Origin of the sequence: Vibrio sp. SCSIO 43135 (genome assembly GCF_023716665.1) — a bacterium.
Lineage (GTDB): Bacteria > Pseudomonadota > Gammaproteobacteria > Enterobacterales > Vibrionaceae > Vibrio > Vibrio paucivorans.
The window spans coordinates 307,040-325,416 of record NZ_CP071859.1 but is presented as its reverse complement, the minus strand read 5'-3'; the positions used below and the strand labels follow the sequence as shown (position 1 = coordinate 325,416).

18 protein-coding genes are annotated in these 18,377 nt (G+C 45.4%); 9 read left to right on the top strand and 9 right to left on the bottom strand.

Annotated elements, in window-relative coordinates:
- Positions 1-22 precede the first annotated feature (22 nt).
- Positions 23-550, top strand: a complete 528-nt coding sequence (gene ppa / locus J4N42_RS01555) for an inorganic diphosphatase (RefSeq protein ID WP_252029205.1) — start codon at positions 23-25, stop codon at positions 548-550.
- A 48-nt stretch (positions 551-598) separates the two neighbouring features.
- On the opposite strand, the gene J4N42_RS01550 is transcribed toward ppa, so the two are convergent.
- The 4 genes from J4N42_RS01550 to tamA form a co-directional block, all read right to left on the bottom strand.
- Positions 599-952 (bottom strand): DUF2799 domain-containing protein, encoded by a 354-nt coding sequence (locus tag J4N42_RS01550; protein ID WP_252029203.1) that lies wholly within the window; start codon positions 950-952, stop codon positions 599-601.
- 70 nt (positions 953-1,022) lie between these two features.
- Positions 1,023-1,370, bottom strand: a complete 348-nt coding sequence (locus tag J4N42_RS01545) for a gamma-glutamylcyclotransferase family protein (protein ID WP_252029201.1) — start codon at positions 1,368-1,370, stop codon at positions 1,023-1,025.
- Positions 1,371-1,429: 59 nt separating this feature from the next.
- Positions 1,430-5,188: an autotransporter assembly complex protein TamB gene (gene tamB, locus J4N42_RS01540; RefSeq protein ID WP_252029199.1), complete on the bottom strand. Its 3,759-nt coding sequence runs from the start codon at positions 5,186-5,188 to the stop codon at positions 1,430-1,432.
- On the bottom strand, positions 5,185-6,894 hold the full coding sequence (gene tamA / locus J4N42_RS01535) for an autotransporter assembly complex protein TamA (protein WP_252029197.1): 1,710 nt from the start codon (positions 6,892-6,894) through the stop codon (positions 5,185-5,187). The genes tamB and tamA overlap by 4 nt, the downstream gene beginning before the upstream one ends.
- Before the next feature lie 129 nt (positions 6,895-7,023).
- On the opposite strand from tamA, the gene msrA reads away from it, so the two are divergent.
- On the top strand, positions 7,024-7,653 hold the full coding sequence (msrA, locus tag J4N42_RS01530) for a peptide-methionine (S)-S-oxide reductase MsrA (RefSeq protein ID WP_252029195.1): 630 nt from the start codon (positions 7,024-7,026) through the stop codon (positions 7,651-7,653).
- A gap of 33 nt (positions 7,654-7,686) precedes the next feature.
- On the opposite strand, the gene J4N42_RS01525 is transcribed toward msrA, so the two are convergent.
- Positions 7,687-7,887: a DUF1107 family protein gene (locus J4N42_RS01525; RefSeq protein WP_252029193.1), complete on the bottom strand. Its 201-nt coding sequence runs from the start codon at positions 7,885-7,887 to the stop codon at positions 7,687-7,689.
- Positions 7,888-8,165: 278 nt separating this feature from the next.
- Between J4N42_RS01525 and J4N42_RS01520 the strand changes: the two genes are divergently transcribed.
- The 7 genes from J4N42_RS01520 to J4N42_RS01490 all read left to right on the top strand — a co-directional run bounded on the left by J4N42_RS01520 (position 8,166) and on the right by J4N42_RS01490 (position 13,606).
- On the top strand, positions 8,166-8,717 hold the full coding sequence (locus J4N42_RS01520; protein ID WP_252029190.1) for a YtfJ family protein: 552 nt from the start codon (positions 8,166-8,168) through the stop codon (positions 8,715-8,717).
- 90 nt (positions 8,718-8,807) lie between these two features.
- The gene (locus J4N42_RS01515) at positions 8,808-9,113 is read left to right on the top strand and encodes a DUF2607 family protein (protein ID WP_252029188.1); all 306 of its coding nucleotides are present in this window, start codon (positions 8,808-8,810) and stop codon (positions 9,111-9,113) included.
- Between the two features lie 39 nt (positions 9,114-9,152).
- Positions 9,153-9,866, top strand: coding sequence for a zinc uptake protein ZrgA (zrgA, locus tag J4N42_RS01510; RefSeq protein WP_252029186.1), 714 nt, complete (start codon positions 9,153-9,155; stop codon positions 9,864-9,866).
- Positions 9,867-9,933: 67 nt separating this feature from the next.
- Positions 9,934-10,632: an ABC transporter ATP-binding protein gene (locus tag J4N42_RS01505; RefSeq protein WP_252029184.1), complete on the top strand. Its 699-nt coding sequence runs from the start codon at positions 9,934-9,936 to the stop codon at positions 10,630-10,632.
- Entirely contained in the window at positions 10,629-11,888 is a 1,260-nt protein-coding gene (locus tag J4N42_RS01500) for an ABC transporter permease (protein WP_252029182.1), read from the top strand. Before J4N42_RS01505 ends, J4N42_RS01500 begins: the two co-directional genes overlap by 4 nt.
- A gap of 11 nt (positions 11,889-11,899) precedes the next feature.
- Positions 11,900-12,403, top strand: coding sequence for a DUF3299 domain-containing protein (locus J4N42_RS01495; protein ID WP_252029180.1), 504 nt, complete (start codon positions 11,900-11,902; stop codon positions 12,401-12,403).
- A 300-nt stretch (positions 12,404-12,703) separates the two neighbouring features.
- Positions 12,704-13,606, top strand: a complete 903-nt coding sequence (locus J4N42_RS01490; RefSeq protein WP_252029178.1) for a TIGR03899 family protein — start codon at positions 12,704-12,706, stop codon at positions 13,604-13,606.
- Here J4N42_RS01490 and cysC read toward each other — a convergent pair.
- The 4 genes from cysC to cysD are packed head-to-tail and all read right to left on the bottom strand — an operon-like array spanning position 13,594 to position 18,371.
- On the bottom strand, positions 13,594-14,226 hold the full coding sequence (cysC, locus tag J4N42_RS01485) for an adenylyl-sulfate kinase (RefSeq protein WP_252029176.1): 633 nt from the start codon (positions 14,224-14,226) through the stop codon (positions 13,594-13,596). The genes J4N42_RS01490 and cysC overlap by 13 nt on opposite strands.
- A gap of 22 nt (positions 14,227-14,248) precedes the next feature.
- Positions 14,249-15,973, bottom strand: a complete 1,725-nt coding sequence (locus J4N42_RS01480; protein WP_252029174.1) for an SLC13 family permease — start codon at positions 15,971-15,973, stop codon at positions 14,249-14,251.
- A gap of 45 nt (positions 15,974-16,018) precedes the next feature.
- A complete protein-coding gene (gene cysN / locus J4N42_RS01475) occupies positions 16,019-17,446 on the bottom strand; it encodes a sulfate adenylyltransferase subunit CysN (protein WP_252029172.1) in 1,428 nt (475 codons plus the stop codon).
- A gap of 16 nt (positions 17,447-17,462) precedes the next feature.
- Positions 17,463-18,371, bottom strand: a complete 909-nt coding sequence (gene cysD, locus J4N42_RS01470) for a sulfate adenylyltransferase subunit CysD (protein ID WP_252029170.1) — start codon at positions 18,369-18,371, stop codon at positions 17,463-17,465.
- Between the last annotated feature and the right edge of the window lie 6 nt (positions 18,372-18,377).

The window sequence follows — 18,377 nt, the reverse complement described above, 5'->3', positions numbered from 1 at the left end:
GCTATGACAAAAGGAAATTTGTATGAGTTTGAATAATGTACCGGCAGGGAAATCGCTGCCAGATGACATCTATGTCGTGATTGAAATCCCTGCCAATGCCGACCCAATCAAGTATGAGGTCGACAAAGACTCAGGTGCCGTATTCGTAGACCGCTTTATGTCTGCACCTATGTTCTACCCATGTAACTATGGGTACGTGAACCATACTTTGTCTCTCGATGGCGACCCAGTTGATGTACTCGTCCCAACACCACATCCACTGATGCCGGGCTCTGTCATTCGCTGCCGACCAGTTGGTGTATTAAAAATGACTGATGAGTCGGGTGAAGACGCGAAAGTTTTTGCGGTTCCGCACTCTAAGCTATCTAAAGAATACGACCATATCCAAGATGTGGGTGACATTCCCGAGTTACTTAAAGCGCAAATCACTCATTTCTTTGAGCGCTATAAAGAGCTGGAATCAGGTAAGTGGGTAAAAGTCGATGGTTGGGCTGATGTTGAAGCAGCGCGTGCCGAAATTTTATCGTCTTACGAACGTGCACAAAAATAAACTGAAAGAGCCTGCTTAAAGCAGGCTCTTTTCTAGCTGACCGTATCGCTACATAGAAGCGGTGGAGTGGCGCCCCGAGACATAATCTTGTTGAAAGAAGATATTGATGTCATCGCAAATACCTAGGTACCGTTCTTGTTTTACCCCTAAGATATACGCACTTTGACTACAGTATTCTTGTTTCCCCATTTCATACCCAACACTGTAAGCAGTGTATAAATCAGGATTCCAAACCGAAACATCGGCTCGCTTTTCTAATGATCGCTGAGAAATTTTTAACTGGCCATCTAGCGCTTGCTGTTTTCCATACGCTTCCCAACCCGAAGATTCAGCAGTCAGAGGGAGTGGGCTGTGCGCGCATGCGGTCAATAACATAGCGCTCATTAGCATTAGAGTTTTCATCGTTGTTCTCCAATTGTTAGCTTAAATTCCACTGCACTGCCTTGTCATACGTTTGGTTCGCAGAAAAGGTTCACACTTTATAGCACCAATCACCGGATTGAATGGGTACTGATAATTTTGATTCGTCTTGATAGAGATATACCCAAGCTTTACCAAAAGGCGTATCTAGTGACGATCGTCGGTACTCATTAGGCACATCTTCAAGTACATCCAGATTAGCAAGCGTTGTGTCATCTATTCGATAGACTTCTCCAAGTATAGACTGCTCACCATCAGAGATCGCAGGGTACTCACCCAAATCAAACAAAGCGTAATGAGGCCCAGTTTCAAATTGCCCTAGTAGTTCACTGTTAGCAAGTAAGTGACTATTCACTTCACCTTGTCTCAACGTTCCATATACAAATACTAAATGTTGCATTTGCTCCTCCTAAGCTACCAAGCTACCAAGCTACCAAGCTACCAAGCTACAAGACTATTTTAGTCAAACTCAAATTGGTATAGCAGATCAACGGCGTTATCTAAACCAGACACCACTTCAACATATAAGTCAGTCATCAGTCGGTAACGTACTGTGAATTCTCCGACAGGTTCAAAAATCCCCACGCCATACTGCACTTTCAGGCCAGGTAGTACATAGCCACTCACCGTTACCTGAGAATCGTCACCCGTACCAGCGGTATCCAGTTGAAGGTCTTGCACCCCAAACGCCTGGCCAATCTCACCCACTAAGCGACCGCTCTTGGCTAAGCTCAATCCAATTAAAGTGGTAGTCATGGTGTTCCCCCCCGTTTCTGCGTCAATATCCTGCCCACGGAGCAGATATGAAAGCGCATTCGCTTGTGGCATAGCAGGGTCAGAGAAAATAGTCAGTGACGGTTCATCTGCAGGGCCAGTAACACGAACCCCAGCAGTAACATCATCTTGGGTGTTGTCAGGATTACGGATCGCGGTGATTGCTACATATGGCTGATCAGCAGGCCCGTTCATTAAGATTTTGCCCTCTTCAATCAACAAATCCTGACCAAAAGAACGGTAAGAACCATCGACGATATTCACTTCACCCGTAATAAATGGGCCTTTATCTTTTTGAGTCACGTTGAGCTGGCCTTTTAATCCCCCCTCAAGGCCAAACGCCGACAATTTAAAGTCATCGCCAATGGTGATGTTAACGTTAGTTTCAATGTTCAGCGGCAACGAGCCACTACCATCCACCGGCTGCAAAGACTCATCCAGAATCACTTGGTCTTTGGAAACTGAGACCGCATTCGGTGGTAGTTCTTCAACTACAATACGCCCCCAAGGCAAGCCGATATCACCTTCAATTTTGGCCAATGTTGGCGTCGCTGAAATCGTCATATCGGGCACCACTTTGACTTGTACGATAGGCGGAACCTTGACCAATAATTCGTCGGCAAACACCCGTAAATGAGCACGCCAATCTTCGATATCTTGCCAATCCGCTTCACCAGCTAACTTAAGCTCACCATCAGGAGTTTGAATGCCCGCATTGAGCTCTGCTTCATAACCATTCAGATCGAGCGTAAGCTGGCCCGAATTCACATCAACCGGTGAAATATCCCCTTTGAGTAAGATGTCCGATACTGTTAATCGACCTTGCACTTCGGGCTGCAGAATCGGGCCACTGAACGTGACATCGGTTTCGAGTGTAGATTTTAACTTACTGAAATCACCCACGATTGGAGAAAGGAAGTCGAGGCTGAATGGGGTTAGCTTGAGTGCACCGTCAATTTGCTTGTTTTTAGCCAACACATCAGGGATCGAAATACGCCCAGACAAATCACCATTGTCGACTACATCAATCATCCAATCCGCATCTAAGCGGTCTTGTTTGAGTTCAGCATTGAGCTCAATACTCTCCCAACCCAGCACGATTGGCTGCTCGATAGTTTGTTCAACATGGCCTTTAGGAAGCTGCACATTCACTTTCACTTCAGGTGGTTGAGACTCCGCCCACTTTGCCCAAATTTGTGCATCCACTATGCCTTGTATCTCTGTTTGGTGTGGCAGAAGCGATTTTATCTGCGCGAAGTCAAACTGCTTTATGCTTAATGCTGCTTCACCACTTTTGCCTACCGTTGTATCTTTATCTAAGCAGAGCGAAGAGTCTGCTTGTAGCCAACAATGCGCAGCAATATTGGCTTGCTGCTTATCAACATCGACGGTAATCGGCGTCGGATGTTCCAAGCGCCAAGGGCCTTGCATTGAGGTGAGACTGAGCCTTTCTAACTGCCCACTCCAAATAAGACTGGGAGATTGTTGTAAGCTGCCAGTAATCAATAAACTGGTAGAAACCAACCCAGATATCACATCCAACGCGACCTGATGAGACTCTTCGCCTCCGGAAACATCCAGTTTAATACTATCGACAAGCTGATCTTGATACGCCAACTGGTAAGCATTAAGAGTTAAATCTGCACTTAAGTTTGGGGCTGTATGCACGCTACCCTGCAGTGTTAATTGTTCAAGAGCAGCTTGATCCTGCCAGTGAATACCATCCGCACGTAAGTCCAGCTTCACATCAGGCTGCTGCATTTTCCCGGCTAACTTGACGTCGCCTTCAACTCTTCCGGACAAATCTGGAATCGATTTAGCTAAATCAGGCAAGTGCAACTTGGCGTTCATATCCCAGGTTTTATCCAGCTCTCCCGCAACTTCCAGCTTATTTTCTCCATGAGCGAGCACCAGTTTTGGCGTCGTCACGAGAAGCTCTCCTGTCCCTTGGATGTCGGAAGCCTTCAATGAGCCTTCAAGGTTCAATGGGTAATTACGCAACAATCCGTCGATATCTAATAGGGGTAAATCTACCTGCCAACCGCCTTGTTCTGTCAGCCCGCCAGTTGTTGCGAGTTTACCACTCAGTGAGCCTTCGGCTTGTGGCCACTGCAAGCCTGGCTGAATATCACTTAGGGACAAATCTGCCGCCCAGCTTACTGGAGTATCCCAGTTCGCTTTAATGGTTCCTGCAACATGACCGCCGAGTGTAGCCAGATCGATTTGTTGGATATCGATATCAGATAACGTGCCATAACCTCTGGCAGTTAAGGTCATATCAGGTAACTGTGCTCCAGAGATTTGGCTGTCTAAGTCAAGTGAGTAACCTTCTAGCGACCCTTTAGTGGTGAGTTCAAGTTGTTCTACAACGTAGTCACCCTTTCCTTGTATCGGCCACTGTACTTGACCTTGCTTCAGTTGAACGTCAAATGGCAATTCTGGTTGCAAAGGCTGCAATTTCGCTACAAGTTTGGCTTCGATTGCCCCTTTAAGCTCGGCTTCGGCCTGTAACTTTTCAACACTGCCAGATGCACTTAAATGGATCGTTTGCCCTTTAAGGTCAGTTTGCTTAATCAGGCTATTAAGTTCGAGTTCCAACGGATAGCCTTGTTTCAGCTCAACTTTGGCCAGTGCATCAGCGCTAACTTGGGGCATATCGAGCTCTATCCTGCGTATATCGACATTGAAGTCACCTGCACTTCCTTCGAGGCCAAGGTGGTTCACTACTAAAGGTTGCTCCTGTTGTAGGGTGAACTGATTTACGTCAAAACGCTTAATATCGACATTAATGGGAATGAACACTTCAGGCAGTTTAATTGGCGTCGGAGGCTTGTCAGTACTGTTTTTAGGTTCAGGCTCACTCGGCTCTGATTTGGCCAACTCCAAATGAATATTCTGCCAATCCGTATCACCTATTCTCAGTCGGTGACGAACCATAGAAGCACTGGTAGTAAATGATTGCCATCCAACTTGAGTACCCAATATATCCAATTGGATATCAGACAACGCCAAACGTCCCACATTGATAGGTATTGGCATTCTGAAACGTGTGTTACCGGTACTTTCGGGTGAGTCTGGCGCTGGTTCGGAAGGTGCCAGTTGCGGCATAGAAAAGTCTAACCCATCTACAGCTAGTTCAGTGATACACACTTTCGGTTCTAAAAAGCAGCTTGGGTTGATAGCTAGAGTCACCTGCTTAAGTTTGGTATCAATAAACAAGGACTCATCTTGATAGCGAACATTATTCAAGCTAAAGCGGGGAAAGATCGCGCCAGAACTAGACTCAACCGTCAGTTGCGGAAGGGCTTTTTGTGCCCCCCAAAGGGCGACATTCAAGCCTGCGTTAGTATATAGAAGCCCAATGATGGCTAGAATCAAAATGATTAACAGCGTAATCAACGAGATTGTGCACCATTTGGTCCAATTTAGTACGCGTTTGATCATAGCTCTGGCCCTAACGTAAAGTGGACCTTAAATTCATCGCCCTTATTAGCATCTAGCCCCCAAGCGAAATCTAAACGAATTGGACCTACAGGTGATGCCCAGCGCACACCCACACCAGTACCTCTTTTAATATCAGGAGAATCGTTAAATGCATCACCAGCATCAAAAAACACCGCGCCCCACCAATTACCCGTGACACGATATTGATACTCTAACGTACTGGTAAAAATGTACTTAGCACCGGTCAATGCACCACTTTCATCGGTCGGGGATATCGACTCATAGCCGTAACCTCGCAGGCTGTTATCGCCACCAGCAAAGAAACGCAATGAAGGAGAGAGTTTGGTAAATTCATCCGTTATGTTAGCGCCCCCTTCCATTCGCAGTAATCCGCGATGATTGCGCCCCACACTACGAATCCAAGAAGAACCACCTAATACACGAAACACTCGAGTTTCCGATAAGGCCGCGGAGTCACCGTATTCAAAAGTCAATGTCTGACGGTCACCCCAAGAAGGCATCGCTCCCCCTCGTACTCGAGTACGGGTAAATGACACACCTGGCAGTACGAACTGGCCAACATCGTCTTGCAAGCCTTGGGTATAGTTTTCGATCAGGTAACGGACACGCACGGTTTTATTCCAGCCATCATCCACCAGCCAATGCCTCTCTAGTGAAAGGTTCGATTCCAAACTTTTAGTATCGCGGTTATCGACATTTTTCATGCCGTACTGGACTTGATAAAACTCATGCAGTACGTCTTCCAACGGGATTTTATACCCCGCTGTAATAGTTTGTTCTGGAGCGGAAAGTGAAAAGCTACTATCGAAGCTGTGGCCTCGTTCATTCACCCACGGCTTTTTCCACTTCAATGTGCCTCTCACCCCAACATCCGTTGAGTAACCCAAACCCGTTTCGATTTTATTCTGCGCTTGAGGCGCTAGAGAGACCTTCATCGGTAGCTCACGATCATCGCCAAGCGACTCTAGATCAGGTTCAACAAACACAGATGAGAACCAATCCGTATTGGATAGGTTCTGGTTGTATTCACCAACTTTGGATGCAAGATAAGGTTCGCCTTTTTTGTAAGGCTGTAGCGATTGAACCCGATCTTCTTCAATCTGGCTGCCCTTTACCGAGGTCTCGCCAAAATGGAACCGCTTACCACTATCGTAATGTAAACGAACAAACGCTTGATTAAGCTCAGGAACGACTTCCAATTTGCTTTGCTCAAACTGGCCATTGAAATACCCTCTCTGCAAAGCCAAATTACGCATACCTGACTTCAATGCATCGTACGCCCCATGATTTAATCTGCGCCCTTCTTTAAGGCCGCTGCGTTTTATAAGGTTAGTAAACGAGTCGTCATTTTCCGCTTCGCCAGTCACCACTATGTCCACCAGTTTGATACGCACCGGCTCACCGGGCGTTACGGTGGCTATCAGTTCATCGCCACTTTCCGCGACAGTAAAATCAATCGTTGGGTGGTAATAACCTAAAGCGTTTAATGCCTCTGTGATAGTTCGTTCAATTCGAGATTGAAAACGTAAGCTTGTGGAATATTCTTCTTCAGGAATAGAGACCAGATAAGCATCAACATTGTCTTGCAGGGCGCCCGACAAACCTTCAATAGATAGCTCAACACCAGCGGCGCTAACAGGCATGCCAAGGAAGGCGAGTAAAACTGGTAATGGCTTTCTTATCATGCTTCTATTAAGGCAAATCTAGGGTTACGGAAGTAGTAGAAATAATACCGACATTATTTATTGAAGTCTGTATGAAATCAGTTAATTAAGCGGTCTACTGTTAAAATCATCGCAATAAGGAAATCCACAATGAAACAAAAACAGATAATGATCACCGCCGACCAAGCGTTACCAGGGCGAGAGCAGGCGCTCATTGTTGATGATGTCCATTATGTCAATCATTCTAGTTTGACCGCATCTCCTGAAAATGGTTGCCAAGAAATTTTATTTGGTATGGGCTGCTTCTGGGGAGCTGAGCGATTATTCTGGCAACTAGATGGTGTGGTATCGACTTCGGTAGGCTACTCTGGTGGCTATACTCGCAACCCGACTTATGAAGAAGTGTGTTCAGGGCAAACCGGCCATACCGAAGTGGTACGCGTCGTTTTCGACCCTCAAGTTTTACCACTCAGACAACTACTGAATGTTTTCTGGGAACGCCATGACCCTAGCCAAGGAATGCGCCAAGGCAACGACTTAGGCACTCAATATCGCTCTGCCATCTATGTTTACGACCAAGAGCAGTTAACCATTTCAGAACAAAGCAAAGAAACCTATCAAGCTTTGCTAACCGAACAAAAACAAGGGACCATCACTACTGAAATACTGCCTGCCGGCAAGTACTATCTGGCAGAAACCTATCATCAGCAGTACCTTGCCAAAAACCCTAACGGGTATTGTGGATTAGGTGGCACTGGTGTGTGCTTCCCACCAGAATAGTTCCGAGATAGTAGTAATTAGAGAGTAGAAACTCTATGCCTGCATAGTCGCAATGACGCCATTAATCTCTTTAAATACGGTCATCTTTTGCAGGTCTGTGGTATCGGGGAGTAGAACCTTCCCGTTATCAAACTGAAATTCGCCAATTCCGGCGATAGTGAATTGCCCTTTAAAAAGGGTTTTAACGAAACGTGCCACCTGACGTGGGCGATAGATAGTAAATTCGCGCAGCATAAAACCTCAATATCCTTTTGCGGTACAACAATCTCTTCTTCCTGAGAGACTTCACAGGGAGTGAATCCAATTTCCCCCTAGATAGCGATATTATAGTCTTGAATAGTTATGCTTCAACCAAAATATTCTCTAATTGAGACTTAACGGCAAGGAGTGAGGTGGCTGTATTATGTTACAAAAATCGGGTTATACTTGTTAACGCTGAAATTTAACTCATATGGGTAGCTAATAACTATTCAGAAAGAGTGAGTTTTACGCGCTAAATAAGGAAGATAATAATGAAACATAAACTATTAATAGCAACCCTACTTACTTGCTCTCCACTAACAGTTCTCGCTCACAACTTATCTATTGGTCAGACCGTTCCTGACGTGAAAGTAGATAAATACGGAGAGATCCTAATCAGCGGAGACGACACAACCTATCAAAGCTGGAGTAATGCCGAGATGCTTGGCAAAGTTCGAGTTATACAGGCGATTGCGGGCCGCAGTAGCTCAAAGGAAATGAACGCGCCCCTCATGCAAGCCATCACTGCAGCTAAATTCTCAGAATCTGATTACCAAACCACCACTATCATTAATCAAGATGATGCAATGTGGGGGACGGGATCTTTTGTTAAGTCTTCGGCAGAAGATAGTAAGCAAGAATTTCCTTGGTCTTCCATGGTATTGGATGAATCCGGTGTCGTTGCCAGCTCTTGGGGCCTACAAGAAGAGTCTTCAGCAATTGTTGTTCAAGACAAACAAGGTAAAGTTCTATTTGTCCACGAGGGTGCACTCGATGACGCCCAAATCGCTTCTGTACTGGAACTTGTCAAAGCGAACCTTTAGCCCTTTGACGTCAATGTTTTAATAAACGCCTGACACAACCAACATCCGTTGTTATATTATAACACTTCGTTGTTTTATTGGTGATTGGTTGTGTCTACCCTTCGGCATTGCAAGAACTCTTTTCGCTTAATCGCATTCAATACCATAGCTTTAACGCTCTGGTTAGGCTTTGCATCTGTTCAGCACCAATATGACTTTATTCCCAGTCACCATGCACACCACCAGTGTGAGCAGTTTTCCGCCGTGCATGGCGCTGTCACGCCAGCAGCTCCAACATTAACACCGAGTTATAGGTGTATTCTCCAAAAAGAGAAGCGTCATGCTGTTGCTGGTTCTGAGCCATATTACGCATACCTAGCCCGCTCTCCGCCATTTCTGACTACTCTTTTAACATAATGATTTTTTATAACTATTTGAGTACTGAGGAAACAATCAATGAATACAAAAACACCATTAGCGGCATTAATCGGGTTAGCACTAAGCACTTCTGTTTTCGCCGAGGAAGGATTTAGACAACATGACGCCCACGCCCATGGTCATGTCGAACTCAATATTGTTCAGGACGGCAATGAGCTATTGATGGAGTTTACTGCACCTGGTGCAGACGTAGTAGGTTTTGAGCACGCTCCCAAGAATGAAGAGCAGAAAGCACTGATGAGCGATACCATTGCAAAGCTTGAACAAGCAAACAATGTAATCACCTTAACTAGCGCAGCCAACTGCCATATCGAGACTGCATCGGTCAGCCATACTTTGGGCGGTGACGACCATAGCGACCACGACCACGACCACGACCACGACCACGACCACGACCACGACCACGACCACGACCACGACCACGACCACGAAAAGCATGACCATCATGATGACCATGACAACCATGGACATCACGATAAGCATGACGATCATGGGCACCATGATAAGCACGACGATCATGAACATCATGACCACGATGAACACCACGATGGTCACGGCTCATTTACCGTGGAATATCATTACCACTGCGACAACTTAGACAAATTAAAGTCTATTGATACTCAATGGTTTAACCACTTCCCAACGACTGAGTCAATCAGTGTTAACCTACTAACCGACGATGCCCAAACCGCAACAAAACTGTCGAAAGGTAACGCATCAATCTCTCTTTAATTTCCATTAAGCCTTAGCAGCGAAATTCGCTGCTAAGGCTAGCAATCAAAGCTTTGGAATCTACGCTATGACAAATCAACCCGTGGTCACATTGAGTGAGCTGAAATTTACTTGGCCAAATGCTCAGCAGGCTATACTAGATATTCCCGCACTGACTATCGAGCAAGGGGAGCACGTTTTCATTAAAGGGCCTAGTGGCTGTGGTAAATCGACTTTACTCAGCTTACTGACCGGAATTAATGAATGTCAGCAGGGACGCATAGAAATTTTAGGGACAGACTTATCTCAGTTGAGTGCTCGTCAGCGAGATAAATTCAGGGCAGATAATATAGGCTATATCTTCCAGCAGTTTAACCTACTGCCTTATTTAAACGTGGTGGATAACGTTGTTCTGCCATGCCAGTTTTCAACACAAAGACAAACTAAACTCACCGATACACCTTCAAATACCGCTCGGCTGCTACTGGAACGCTTGCACTTATCTCCAGATCTGCTTGATAAACCGGTCGTCGAGCTCAGTATCGGGCAACAACAACGCGTCGCCGCCGCCAGAGCTCTGATGGGGTCACCTAGACTAGTGATTGCTGACGAACCAACCTCGGCGCTGGATCATGATAATCGTACTGCATTTATTGAGCTTCTTATGGAGCAAGCAAACCAAGCTCAATCGACGCTTATTTTTGTTAGCCACGATCCCACTTTGGAACCCCTATTCAATCGCAGTATCAATCTTCGCGATCTCAACCAAGTAGGAGCGGCACAATGAAAGCGATAGCAAATTTAGCATGGAAGAGTGCGACCAATAGAAAAGCGACTGCGATTCTCACCATCTTAACCGTTGCGATTTCCGTCATTCTACTCATGGGGGTAGAACGAATTCGAACTCAGGCTAAAAGTAGCTTTGCCAATACTATTTCTGGTACCGATCTCATTGTTGGTGGACGTTCAGGCCAAGTTAACCTTCTGCTTTATTCAGTGTTTCGTATCGGAAATGCGACCAATAATATCGACTGGAAAAGTTACCAAGAGTTTAGCCAACACCCTGCAGTAGACTGGGCAATTCCAATCTCACTGGGTGATTCGCACCGTGGCTTTCGCGTCATGGGCACCAATCACAGTTATTTTGAGCATTTCAAATATGGGCAAAAGCAACCTCTCGCATTTGCAAAAGGCCGAGAGTTCAACAGTTTATTTGAAGGTGTTATTGGCTCTGATGTCGCAAAGTCGTTAGGCTATGATATTGGTTCTGAAATGATCATCGCCCATGGGATCAGTGATGTCGGATTTAGTCGACACGATAACCTTCCATTTAAGGTAGTAGGGATTCTAGCACCGACCGGGACACCCGTAGACAAAACCGTTCACGTATCGCTCGAGGCGATCGAAGCCATTCATGTGGGCTGGGAGTCTGGCGCTCGCCTTGGGCCAACCCCCACAGCAGAGCAACTCGAAAGCCATCGTTTTGAAGTGAAACAAATTACTGCAATGATGCTTGGATTGAAATCAAAAATCCAAACCTTTGCTCTACAACGCCAAATCAATACCTACAACAAAGAACCGCTAAGCGCGATATTACCAGGCATAGCCCTACATGAATTATGGGGCATGATGTCAGTGGCAGAACAAGCACTGATGGCGGTATCTATTTTTGTAGTCATCGCAGGACTGCTCGGAATGCTAAGTAGCCTACTCACTAGCCTGCAAGAACGGCGCCGTGAGATGGCGATACTCAGAGCGATGGGCGCTAGGCCAAAGCATGTCTTCGCGTTACTGATTAGTGAAGCAAGTGCTTTAACGTTCGCCGGCATTATCACGGGTATCGCTGGAGTCTATTTGATTCTTAGTATCGCTCAACCGATAATTTCTCAGCAATATGGAATCAACATCGCGCTCACAGGTATAACGGCTCACGAATGGATGCTTCTAGGGTTTGTACAATTAGCTGGTATTATTATAGGTTTCATCCCAGCATTTAGAGCTTACCGCCAATCTCTGAGCGACGGTATGACCATTAGAATCTAGGAAGCACAAATATGAAAACAATGACGCTCTATGTCTTAGTTATCTTAACCTCGCTTTTTCCAGCTCTGGCTCAAGCCAGTGGTAGCGAAGACGTACTCACTCTGGATTGGATAGACCTTGTCCCAGAACATGAACGTAATCAATTTGACGCAATAGGCATGCCGGTGATTGACCACTCTGGCGCCACCATGGAGCAATCTAAGGTAGGTAGTGTAAGACCAGAACTCAACGGTAGTACGGTTAAAATTCCAGGCTTTGTTATCCCACTTGAAGGGGATGAAAACATCGTAACGGAATTCTTATTGGTGCCTTACTTTGGGGCATGTATCCATGTGCCACCGCCACCACCAAACCAAATCATTTACGTGAAATTCCCAGAAGGTGCGCCAGTTCAGCAACTTTGGGATGTTATATATGTGATTGGAAAGTTAAAAACAGAAACGTTTAACCATGAATTGGCTGAAACAGCTTATATCATCGAGGGTACAGCTATCGCTGAATATGATGATATGTAACAACTAGTTGTATAATCAAAGCACCTTGTTAATCCACTGCTCTACGAAATGTATTTAGATAAATACGCTAGAACCCCTAGGTAAACTAGTAATAGTAATGCGATTGACAGGTGCTTTTTCAGTTTATTCTCATTCAAATACTTCATAAGCCCTCACTTGCACAAGTAATAATTTTAACAAATTATTATCATTCGTGATAGCCATTTTTAAAGCGGGCTCACAACCTTTGTGTGGCAGGCAATCGGTTTCCGAGTTACATTTTAACCAGTGAATCCAAAAGCTTACTGAGTTGGAGCTAACATGGCGCAGGAAAACAAGCCCGTTGTAATAGAGCACGAAGGTGCGACGCAATCCAAGAAAAGCCACGAAAAGAAATCAAGCTACATTAAAGATAGCGCGAGTCGAGTGATCAATATTGCTCAGACTTACGGCCTTGATGCGCTACTGCAAAGTGAAGCCCCGGAGAAGTCGACGTTAGACAGAGCATTGCTTCGAGAACGTAAGCGACGTGAACAACGTCAACAAAATCTGGAACAAATTCTGAAAGCAACTCATCAGTCTTGTCGAGATGAGACAGCCGGGGAACCAGACAAAGACTGGTTATATCGTTTTTTCGATATGGCACAGGAAATCCACAACCCTGCGATGCAACGTTTATGGGCCCAAGTACTAAAGAGGGAAGTAACGAACCCTGGGTCTACATCAATGAAAGCCCTAAAAGTCCTTCAGGACATGAGCCCGAAAGAAGCTCAAACCTTACAACGCGCGGCCGCGTTGGCTTGTAGCTTCGGCAGCGACAATAGCCGTAAGCTATTAATCGGTTTTAAAGCGAGAGGTGGTATTTTTCACTTTGGTAAGCGTGATACCACCAGCGCTATCAACATCGGCAATTATCAATTGCCCTACTCTAGCTTACTTGTTTTGATCGAACTGGGCCTACTACATGGTACCGAGCTCGAATCAGGAGAAATTGAAGTCGAACCTCCATTGCCACTCACGTATCAAGGTAAAACGCTATCGCTACAGGCTCAAACCAAAGGTGTCAGGCTGCTATATTACCGCTTTAGCCCGACAGGAAATGAGCTGTGTAAACTGTTGGGTAATAAGCCCAACAGCCAATATTATGATCAAATGATTGCTGTGCTTAGCCAAAAGTTTACTGTGCACACAGAAGCCAACAGCTCCATTCATCATACAGTTTGACGAAGAGCGATAATCTCTCTTGATTCTAACTGCTCCACACACAACTCAACGAGCTCCTCGATTGACTTTTCTCCCGCAGGAAGGTCAATCTCAGGGTTTTCTGGCACTTGATACTCAGAATCGATTCCCGTGAAGTTCGAGATTTCTCCCGCTCTAGCCTTCTGATAAAGCCCCTTAGGATCACGTTGCTCGCATACATCAAGTGCAGTATTCACAAACACTTCGATGAACTCCCCTTCTGGCAACATATCTCTAACCAATTGGCGCTCTGTTCTGTGCGGAGAAATAAAAGCAGATAACACAATCAGCCCAGCATCAGCCATCAGCTTCGCAAGTTCTCCTATCCGTCTAATGTTCTCACGGCGATCTTGATCTGAAAAACCAAGGTCACTACACAATCCATGACGCACGTTATCACCATCAAGTAGATATGTATGATATCCAAGCTCTGCGAGTCGGTTTTCAAGTGCTCCGGCTACGGTAGATTTCCCTGCGCCAGATAACCCAGTAAACCAAAGCACTGCCGGTTTTTGCTTCTTAAGGTTAGCTCGAAATCCTTTGTCGATAACATGCTGATGCCAAACAATGTTTTCATCTTTAGCAGATGTTACTGCAGTCATAGTTTATTCCTTAAACTTCAAATCAATACGGGAAAAATAGAGGGATCAACCCAAGTACAAGCACTGAGTAAACTATTGATATAGGGATACCAATACGGATGTAGTCAGCCAATCGGTAATTGCCAACGCTGTATACCAGCAAGTTGGTTTGATACCCATAAGGAGAAATAAAGCTAGCACTAGCACCAAACAAAACAGCCATAATAAAAGGCATAGGATCAACGCCGTATCCCAGCGCCATACTATAGCCAATTGGAAAAGCTAGAGCGGCCGCCGCGTTGTTAGTCACCAACTCAGTGAGAATTAGGGTCATTAGATATGTTGCGACTAAGGCGCCAAACACACCCCAACCATTAAAGGCCTGCATAAACATTTCGCCCATTCTCATCGACAACCCACTCGATAGCATGAGCTGTGCAATAGAAAGCGCCGAACCAACTATGACAACAATATCGGTCGGGAAACGCCGTCTAAGCTCGCTCACTTGCACAATTCCAAACGCGAGCAAAGCGATAAGATAAACCGCTAGCCCTTTAATAATGGGAACTAACCCCAGTAAGGCTAAGCCGATAGTCAATGCAAACCCTAAAAGCACCATGGTTGACTTACTACTGTCAAGCTTGGCACTTGAGTCAAGATTATTGACCCAAACGAACTCTTTTCGGTGCGCTCTTCGTTCTGCTTCAAAACGCTTTCCAGGCACTAGAACTAAAGTGTCTCCAGCTTCCAGAGCAATGTTCCCTAGGCCACCTTCTAGCCTCTCATGCCCGCGACGAATCGCCACTACTACAGCATCAAAGCGGTCACGAAAGTGACTAGACTTCAATGTCTTGTTGCAAAAACTGGCCGAAGAACTGACGATGACCTCGATAAAGCCCTGACCATTAAGATGATGCTGACCAAAAAAGGTTAACCCTTGGATTTCCTGCAGGGTCGCAACACTTTCGATGTCCCCACAAAACAGCAGTCGATCTTTCTCTTTGAGCACGAAGTCTGGCTCTACCGACGGTAAGCTTTGTCCATCACGGACAACTTCGGCTAAAAACAGCTTTCTAAGCGCCCGTAAATTGTTTTCTGCAATACTTTTTCCAACGAGTGGGGAGCCAGGTTCAACCCGGGCTTCCAAGAAATAGGGCAGTTCATCTTGCCCTTGCTCATCATAACTCGGAAGCAAGTAGCTCATTGGGATAAGTATGAGTACTCCCCCAACCAGAACAGCGAGGCCGATAAGAGTTGGAGTAAAGAACGTTAAGCTTGGTAAGCCCGCATCTTCAACAAAACTATTAATGATGAGGTTGGTTGAGGTGCCTATTAACGTAAGCGTACCACCAAAAATTGCCGCATAAGAAAGCGGGATGAGTAACTTGGAGGGAGCGTGTTTGGGATTGCGTTTGATGGCTCCAATTAACGAAACCACTACGGCAGTATTATTGGTAAAGGAAGAAAGAATGGCTGTAGAGAGACCCAATTTAGCCACGACAACCCCTAACTTACCATCAGATATAGACTGGCTAACCCAGCTAATCAAGCGCGTTTTCTCCAAGGCACTTGAGGCTAAAATTAGCAGTACTAAAGTCAGTAAAGATGAGTTAGTGAAATTCGATGCGATCGTGTTTAGCTCTATTGTCCCGACCAGAAAAGCCACAAATGCAGTACCTGCAAAAATAAAGCTTGGTTTAATCTTGGTGACAATTAAGCATGTGATGATGACAAGAAGCATCGCCAACACAAATCCCTGTTCCCACATAACTCATCCTTAACTAGCGGAGCTTTCTCAGCTCCGCAATGCTATTTACTTAAATAGCTGATTTAAGTCCTTCGCCTCCCAGTGAGGGAAGTGTTTACGAACAAGCGCATTAAGCTCTAACTCAAACGCTGAGAAGTCTCCCGCCGTACGTTCGATATGGGTTAAGCTTTCTCGAACTAACCCAGCCCCAACAGTCACATTAGTTAGACGGTCGATAACGATAAAACCTCCCGTATCAGCACAAGACAGGTAGTTATCGAGAGCTACCGATTCGGTGAACGACCACTCACATAAACCAATCCCGTTCAAAGGTAATTCATTAGCATCATGCTTAGATAATTGGTTGATGTCGTATTGGTGGCGAATAGCTTCAACCTGCCCCACCGTTTTCTTACCTGCGACTTTGATATCGTACTCACGGCCAGGTTGTAGAGGCTGTTCAGTCATCCATACGATGTCTGCGAGAAGATGGTTACTTGATTCCACCTGCGCATTTTGCAGAACGATAAGATCGCCACGGCTAATATCAATTTCATCTTCTAACGTCAGAGTAACGGCTAAACCGGCTTGCGCTTCTTCTAAGTCACCATCAAAGGTCACAATACGCTCAATCTTTGAGGTTTTGCCTGAGGGTAACGCTTTGATTTCATCACCAACTTTTACTGTTCCAGAAGCGATCGTTCCAGCAAAGCCACGAAAATCTAAATTAGGACGATTGACATACTGAACGGGGAAACGGAAATCACCCGATGATTTCGTTGCATCAATATCAACACCTTCCAGAAGATCAAGTAACGATGGACCATCAAACCACTTCATTTGCGCGCTTGAAGAGGCAACGTTTTCACCTTCTAGCGCCGATAGCGGCAAAATCTGAATATTTGTGTCACCTTGCAGGTTTTCAGCAAACGCTAAGTACTCATCTCGAATCGTCTCGAAGCGATCTTGAGAATAATCGACCAAATCCATTTTATTGACCGCAACAACAAAGTGTTTAATGCCCAATAAGTTGGAGATAAACGAGTGACGACGCGTCTGATCCAACACACCTTTGCGAGCATCAATTAGAATGACAGCTAAATCACAAGTTGATGCTCCAGTAGCCATATTGCGAGTGTATTGCTCATGCCCTGGAGTGTCGGCAATGATGAATTTACGTTTTTGAGTCGAGAAATAGCGGTAAGCAACATCAATGGTAATCCCTTGCTCACGCTCAGCCTGAAGGCCATCAACCAATAGTGCTAAATCCGGTTTTTCGCCAGTTGTACCAACACGCTGGCTATCAGAATGAACCGCTGCTAACTGATCTTCATAAATCTGTTGTGTGTCATGGAGTAAGCGCCCAATCAAAGTACTTTTACCATCATCTACCGAGCCACAAGTAAGGAATCGAAGTAGGGATTTATGTTGGTGTTGGTTTAGGTAACCTTCAATACCTAGCTCAGCAAGTTGAGCTTCTACTGCACTGTTCATAATCGTTCCTTGATCCTTAGAAGTAGCCTTGTCGTTTTTTAAGTTCCATCGATCCTGACTGATCGTGGTCGATCGCTCGTCCTTGGCGCTCACTGGATGTTGCCACCAACATCTCTTCTATAATGCCTGTCAACGTATTCGCTTCAGACTCGATAGCACCAGTTAATGGGTAGCAACCTAATGTACGGAAACGAACGCTTTTCTCTTCGATCACTTCACCCGGTTGAAGCTCCATACGATCGTCATCCACCATGATCAGCATGCCATCACGTTCAACTACTGGTCTCTTGTCAGATAGGTAAAGTGGCACGATTTCAATATTTTCCAGGTAGATGTACTGCCAGATATCAAGTTCAGTCCAATTAGATAGCGGGAAAACGCGGATGCTCTCCCCTTTATTCACCTGACCGTTATACGTTTTCCAAAGCTCCGGACGTTGGTTCTTAGGATCCCATGTATGATTTTTATCACGGAAGGAGTAAACGCGCTCTTTTGCACGAGATTTTTCTTCATCACGACGAGCACCACCGAAAGCTGCGTCAAAACCATATTTATTGAGCGCTTGCTTTAACCCTTGCGTTTTCATGATGTCAGTATGCTTCGACGAGCCGTGAACAAATGGGCTACACCCCATCGCCAAACCTTCTGGGTTCTTATGAACAAGTAAATCGAAGCCATACTTTTCAGCGGTACGATCACGGAATTCGATCATTTCACGGAATTTCCAATCTGTATCGACATGGAGTAGAGGGAAAGGAATTTTCCCTGGGTAGAAAGCTTTGCGAGCCAAATGAAGCATCACTGAAGAGTCTTTACCAATCGAGTACATCATCACTGGGTTATCAAACTCAGCGGCGACCTCGCGGATAATATGAATACTCTCAGCTTCGAGCTGCTTTAAGTGAGTCAGGCGTTGTTGATCCATATGTGT

Bases quoted from the DNA above. Each gene is read 5' to 3' on its own strand.
- tamA (WP_252029197.1), bottom strand. From the start codon at position 6,894: ATGATAAGAAAGCCATTACCAGTTTTACTCGCCTTCCTTGGCATGCCT.
- J4N42_RS01505 (WP_252029184.1), top strand. From the start codon at position 9,934: ATGACAAATCAACCCGTGGTCACATTGAGTGAGCTGAAATTTACTTGG.
- cysD (WP_252029170.1), bottom strand. From the start codon at position 18,371: ATGGATCAACAACGCCTGACTCACTTAAAGCAGCTCGAAGCTGAGAGT.
- tamB (WP_252029199.1), bottom strand. From the start codon at position 5,188: ATGATCAAACGCGTACTAAATTGGACCAAATGGTGCACAATCTCGTTG.
- J4N42_RS01520 (WP_252029190.1), top strand. From the start codon at position 8,166: ATGAAACATAAACTATTAATAGCAACCCTACTTACTTGCTCTCCACTA.
- zrgA (WP_252029186.1), top strand. From the start codon at position 9,153: ATGAATACAAAAACACCATTAGCGGCATTAATCGGGTTAGCACTAAGC.
- J4N42_RS01545 (WP_252029201.1), bottom strand. From the start codon at position 1,370: ATGCAACATTTAGTATTTGTATATGGAACGTTGAGACAAGGTGAAGTG.
- J4N42_RS01495 (WP_252029180.1), top strand. From the start codon at position 11,900: ATGAAAACAATGACGCTCTATGTCTTAGTTATCTTAACCTCGCTTTTT.
- J4N42_RS01525 (WP_252029193.1), bottom strand. From the start codon at position 7,887: ATGCTGCGCGAATTTACTATCTATCGCCCACGTCAGGTGGCACGTTTC.
- cysC (WP_252029176.1), bottom strand. From the start codon at position 14,226: ATGACTGCAGTAACATCTGCTAAAGATGAAAACATTGTTTGGCATCAG.
- ppa (WP_252029205.1), top strand. From the start codon at position 23: ATGAGTTTGAATAATGTACCGGCAGGGAAATCGCTGCCAGATGACATC.
- msrA (WP_252029195.1), top strand. From the start codon at position 7,024: ATGAAACAAAAACAGATAATGATCACCGCCGACCAAGCGTTACCAGGG.
- J4N42_RS01480 (WP_252029174.1), bottom strand. From the start codon at position 15,973: ATGTGGGAACAGGGATTTGTGTTGGCGATGCTTCTTGTCATCATCACA.
- J4N42_RS01490 (WP_252029178.1), top strand. From the start codon at position 12,704: ATGGCGCAGGAAAACAAGCCCGTTGTAATAGAGCACGAAGGTGCGACG.
- J4N42_RS01500 (WP_252029182.1), top strand. From the start codon at position 10,629: ATGAAAGCGATAGCAAATTTAGCATGGAAGAGTGCGACCAATAGAAAA.
- cysN (WP_252029172.1), bottom strand. From the start codon at position 17,446: ATGAACAGTGCAGTAGAAGCTCAACTTGCTGAGCTAGGTATTGAAGGT.
- J4N42_RS01550 (WP_252029203.1), bottom strand. From the start codon at position 952: ATGAAAACTCTAATGCTAATGAGCGCTATGTTATTGACCGCATGCGCG.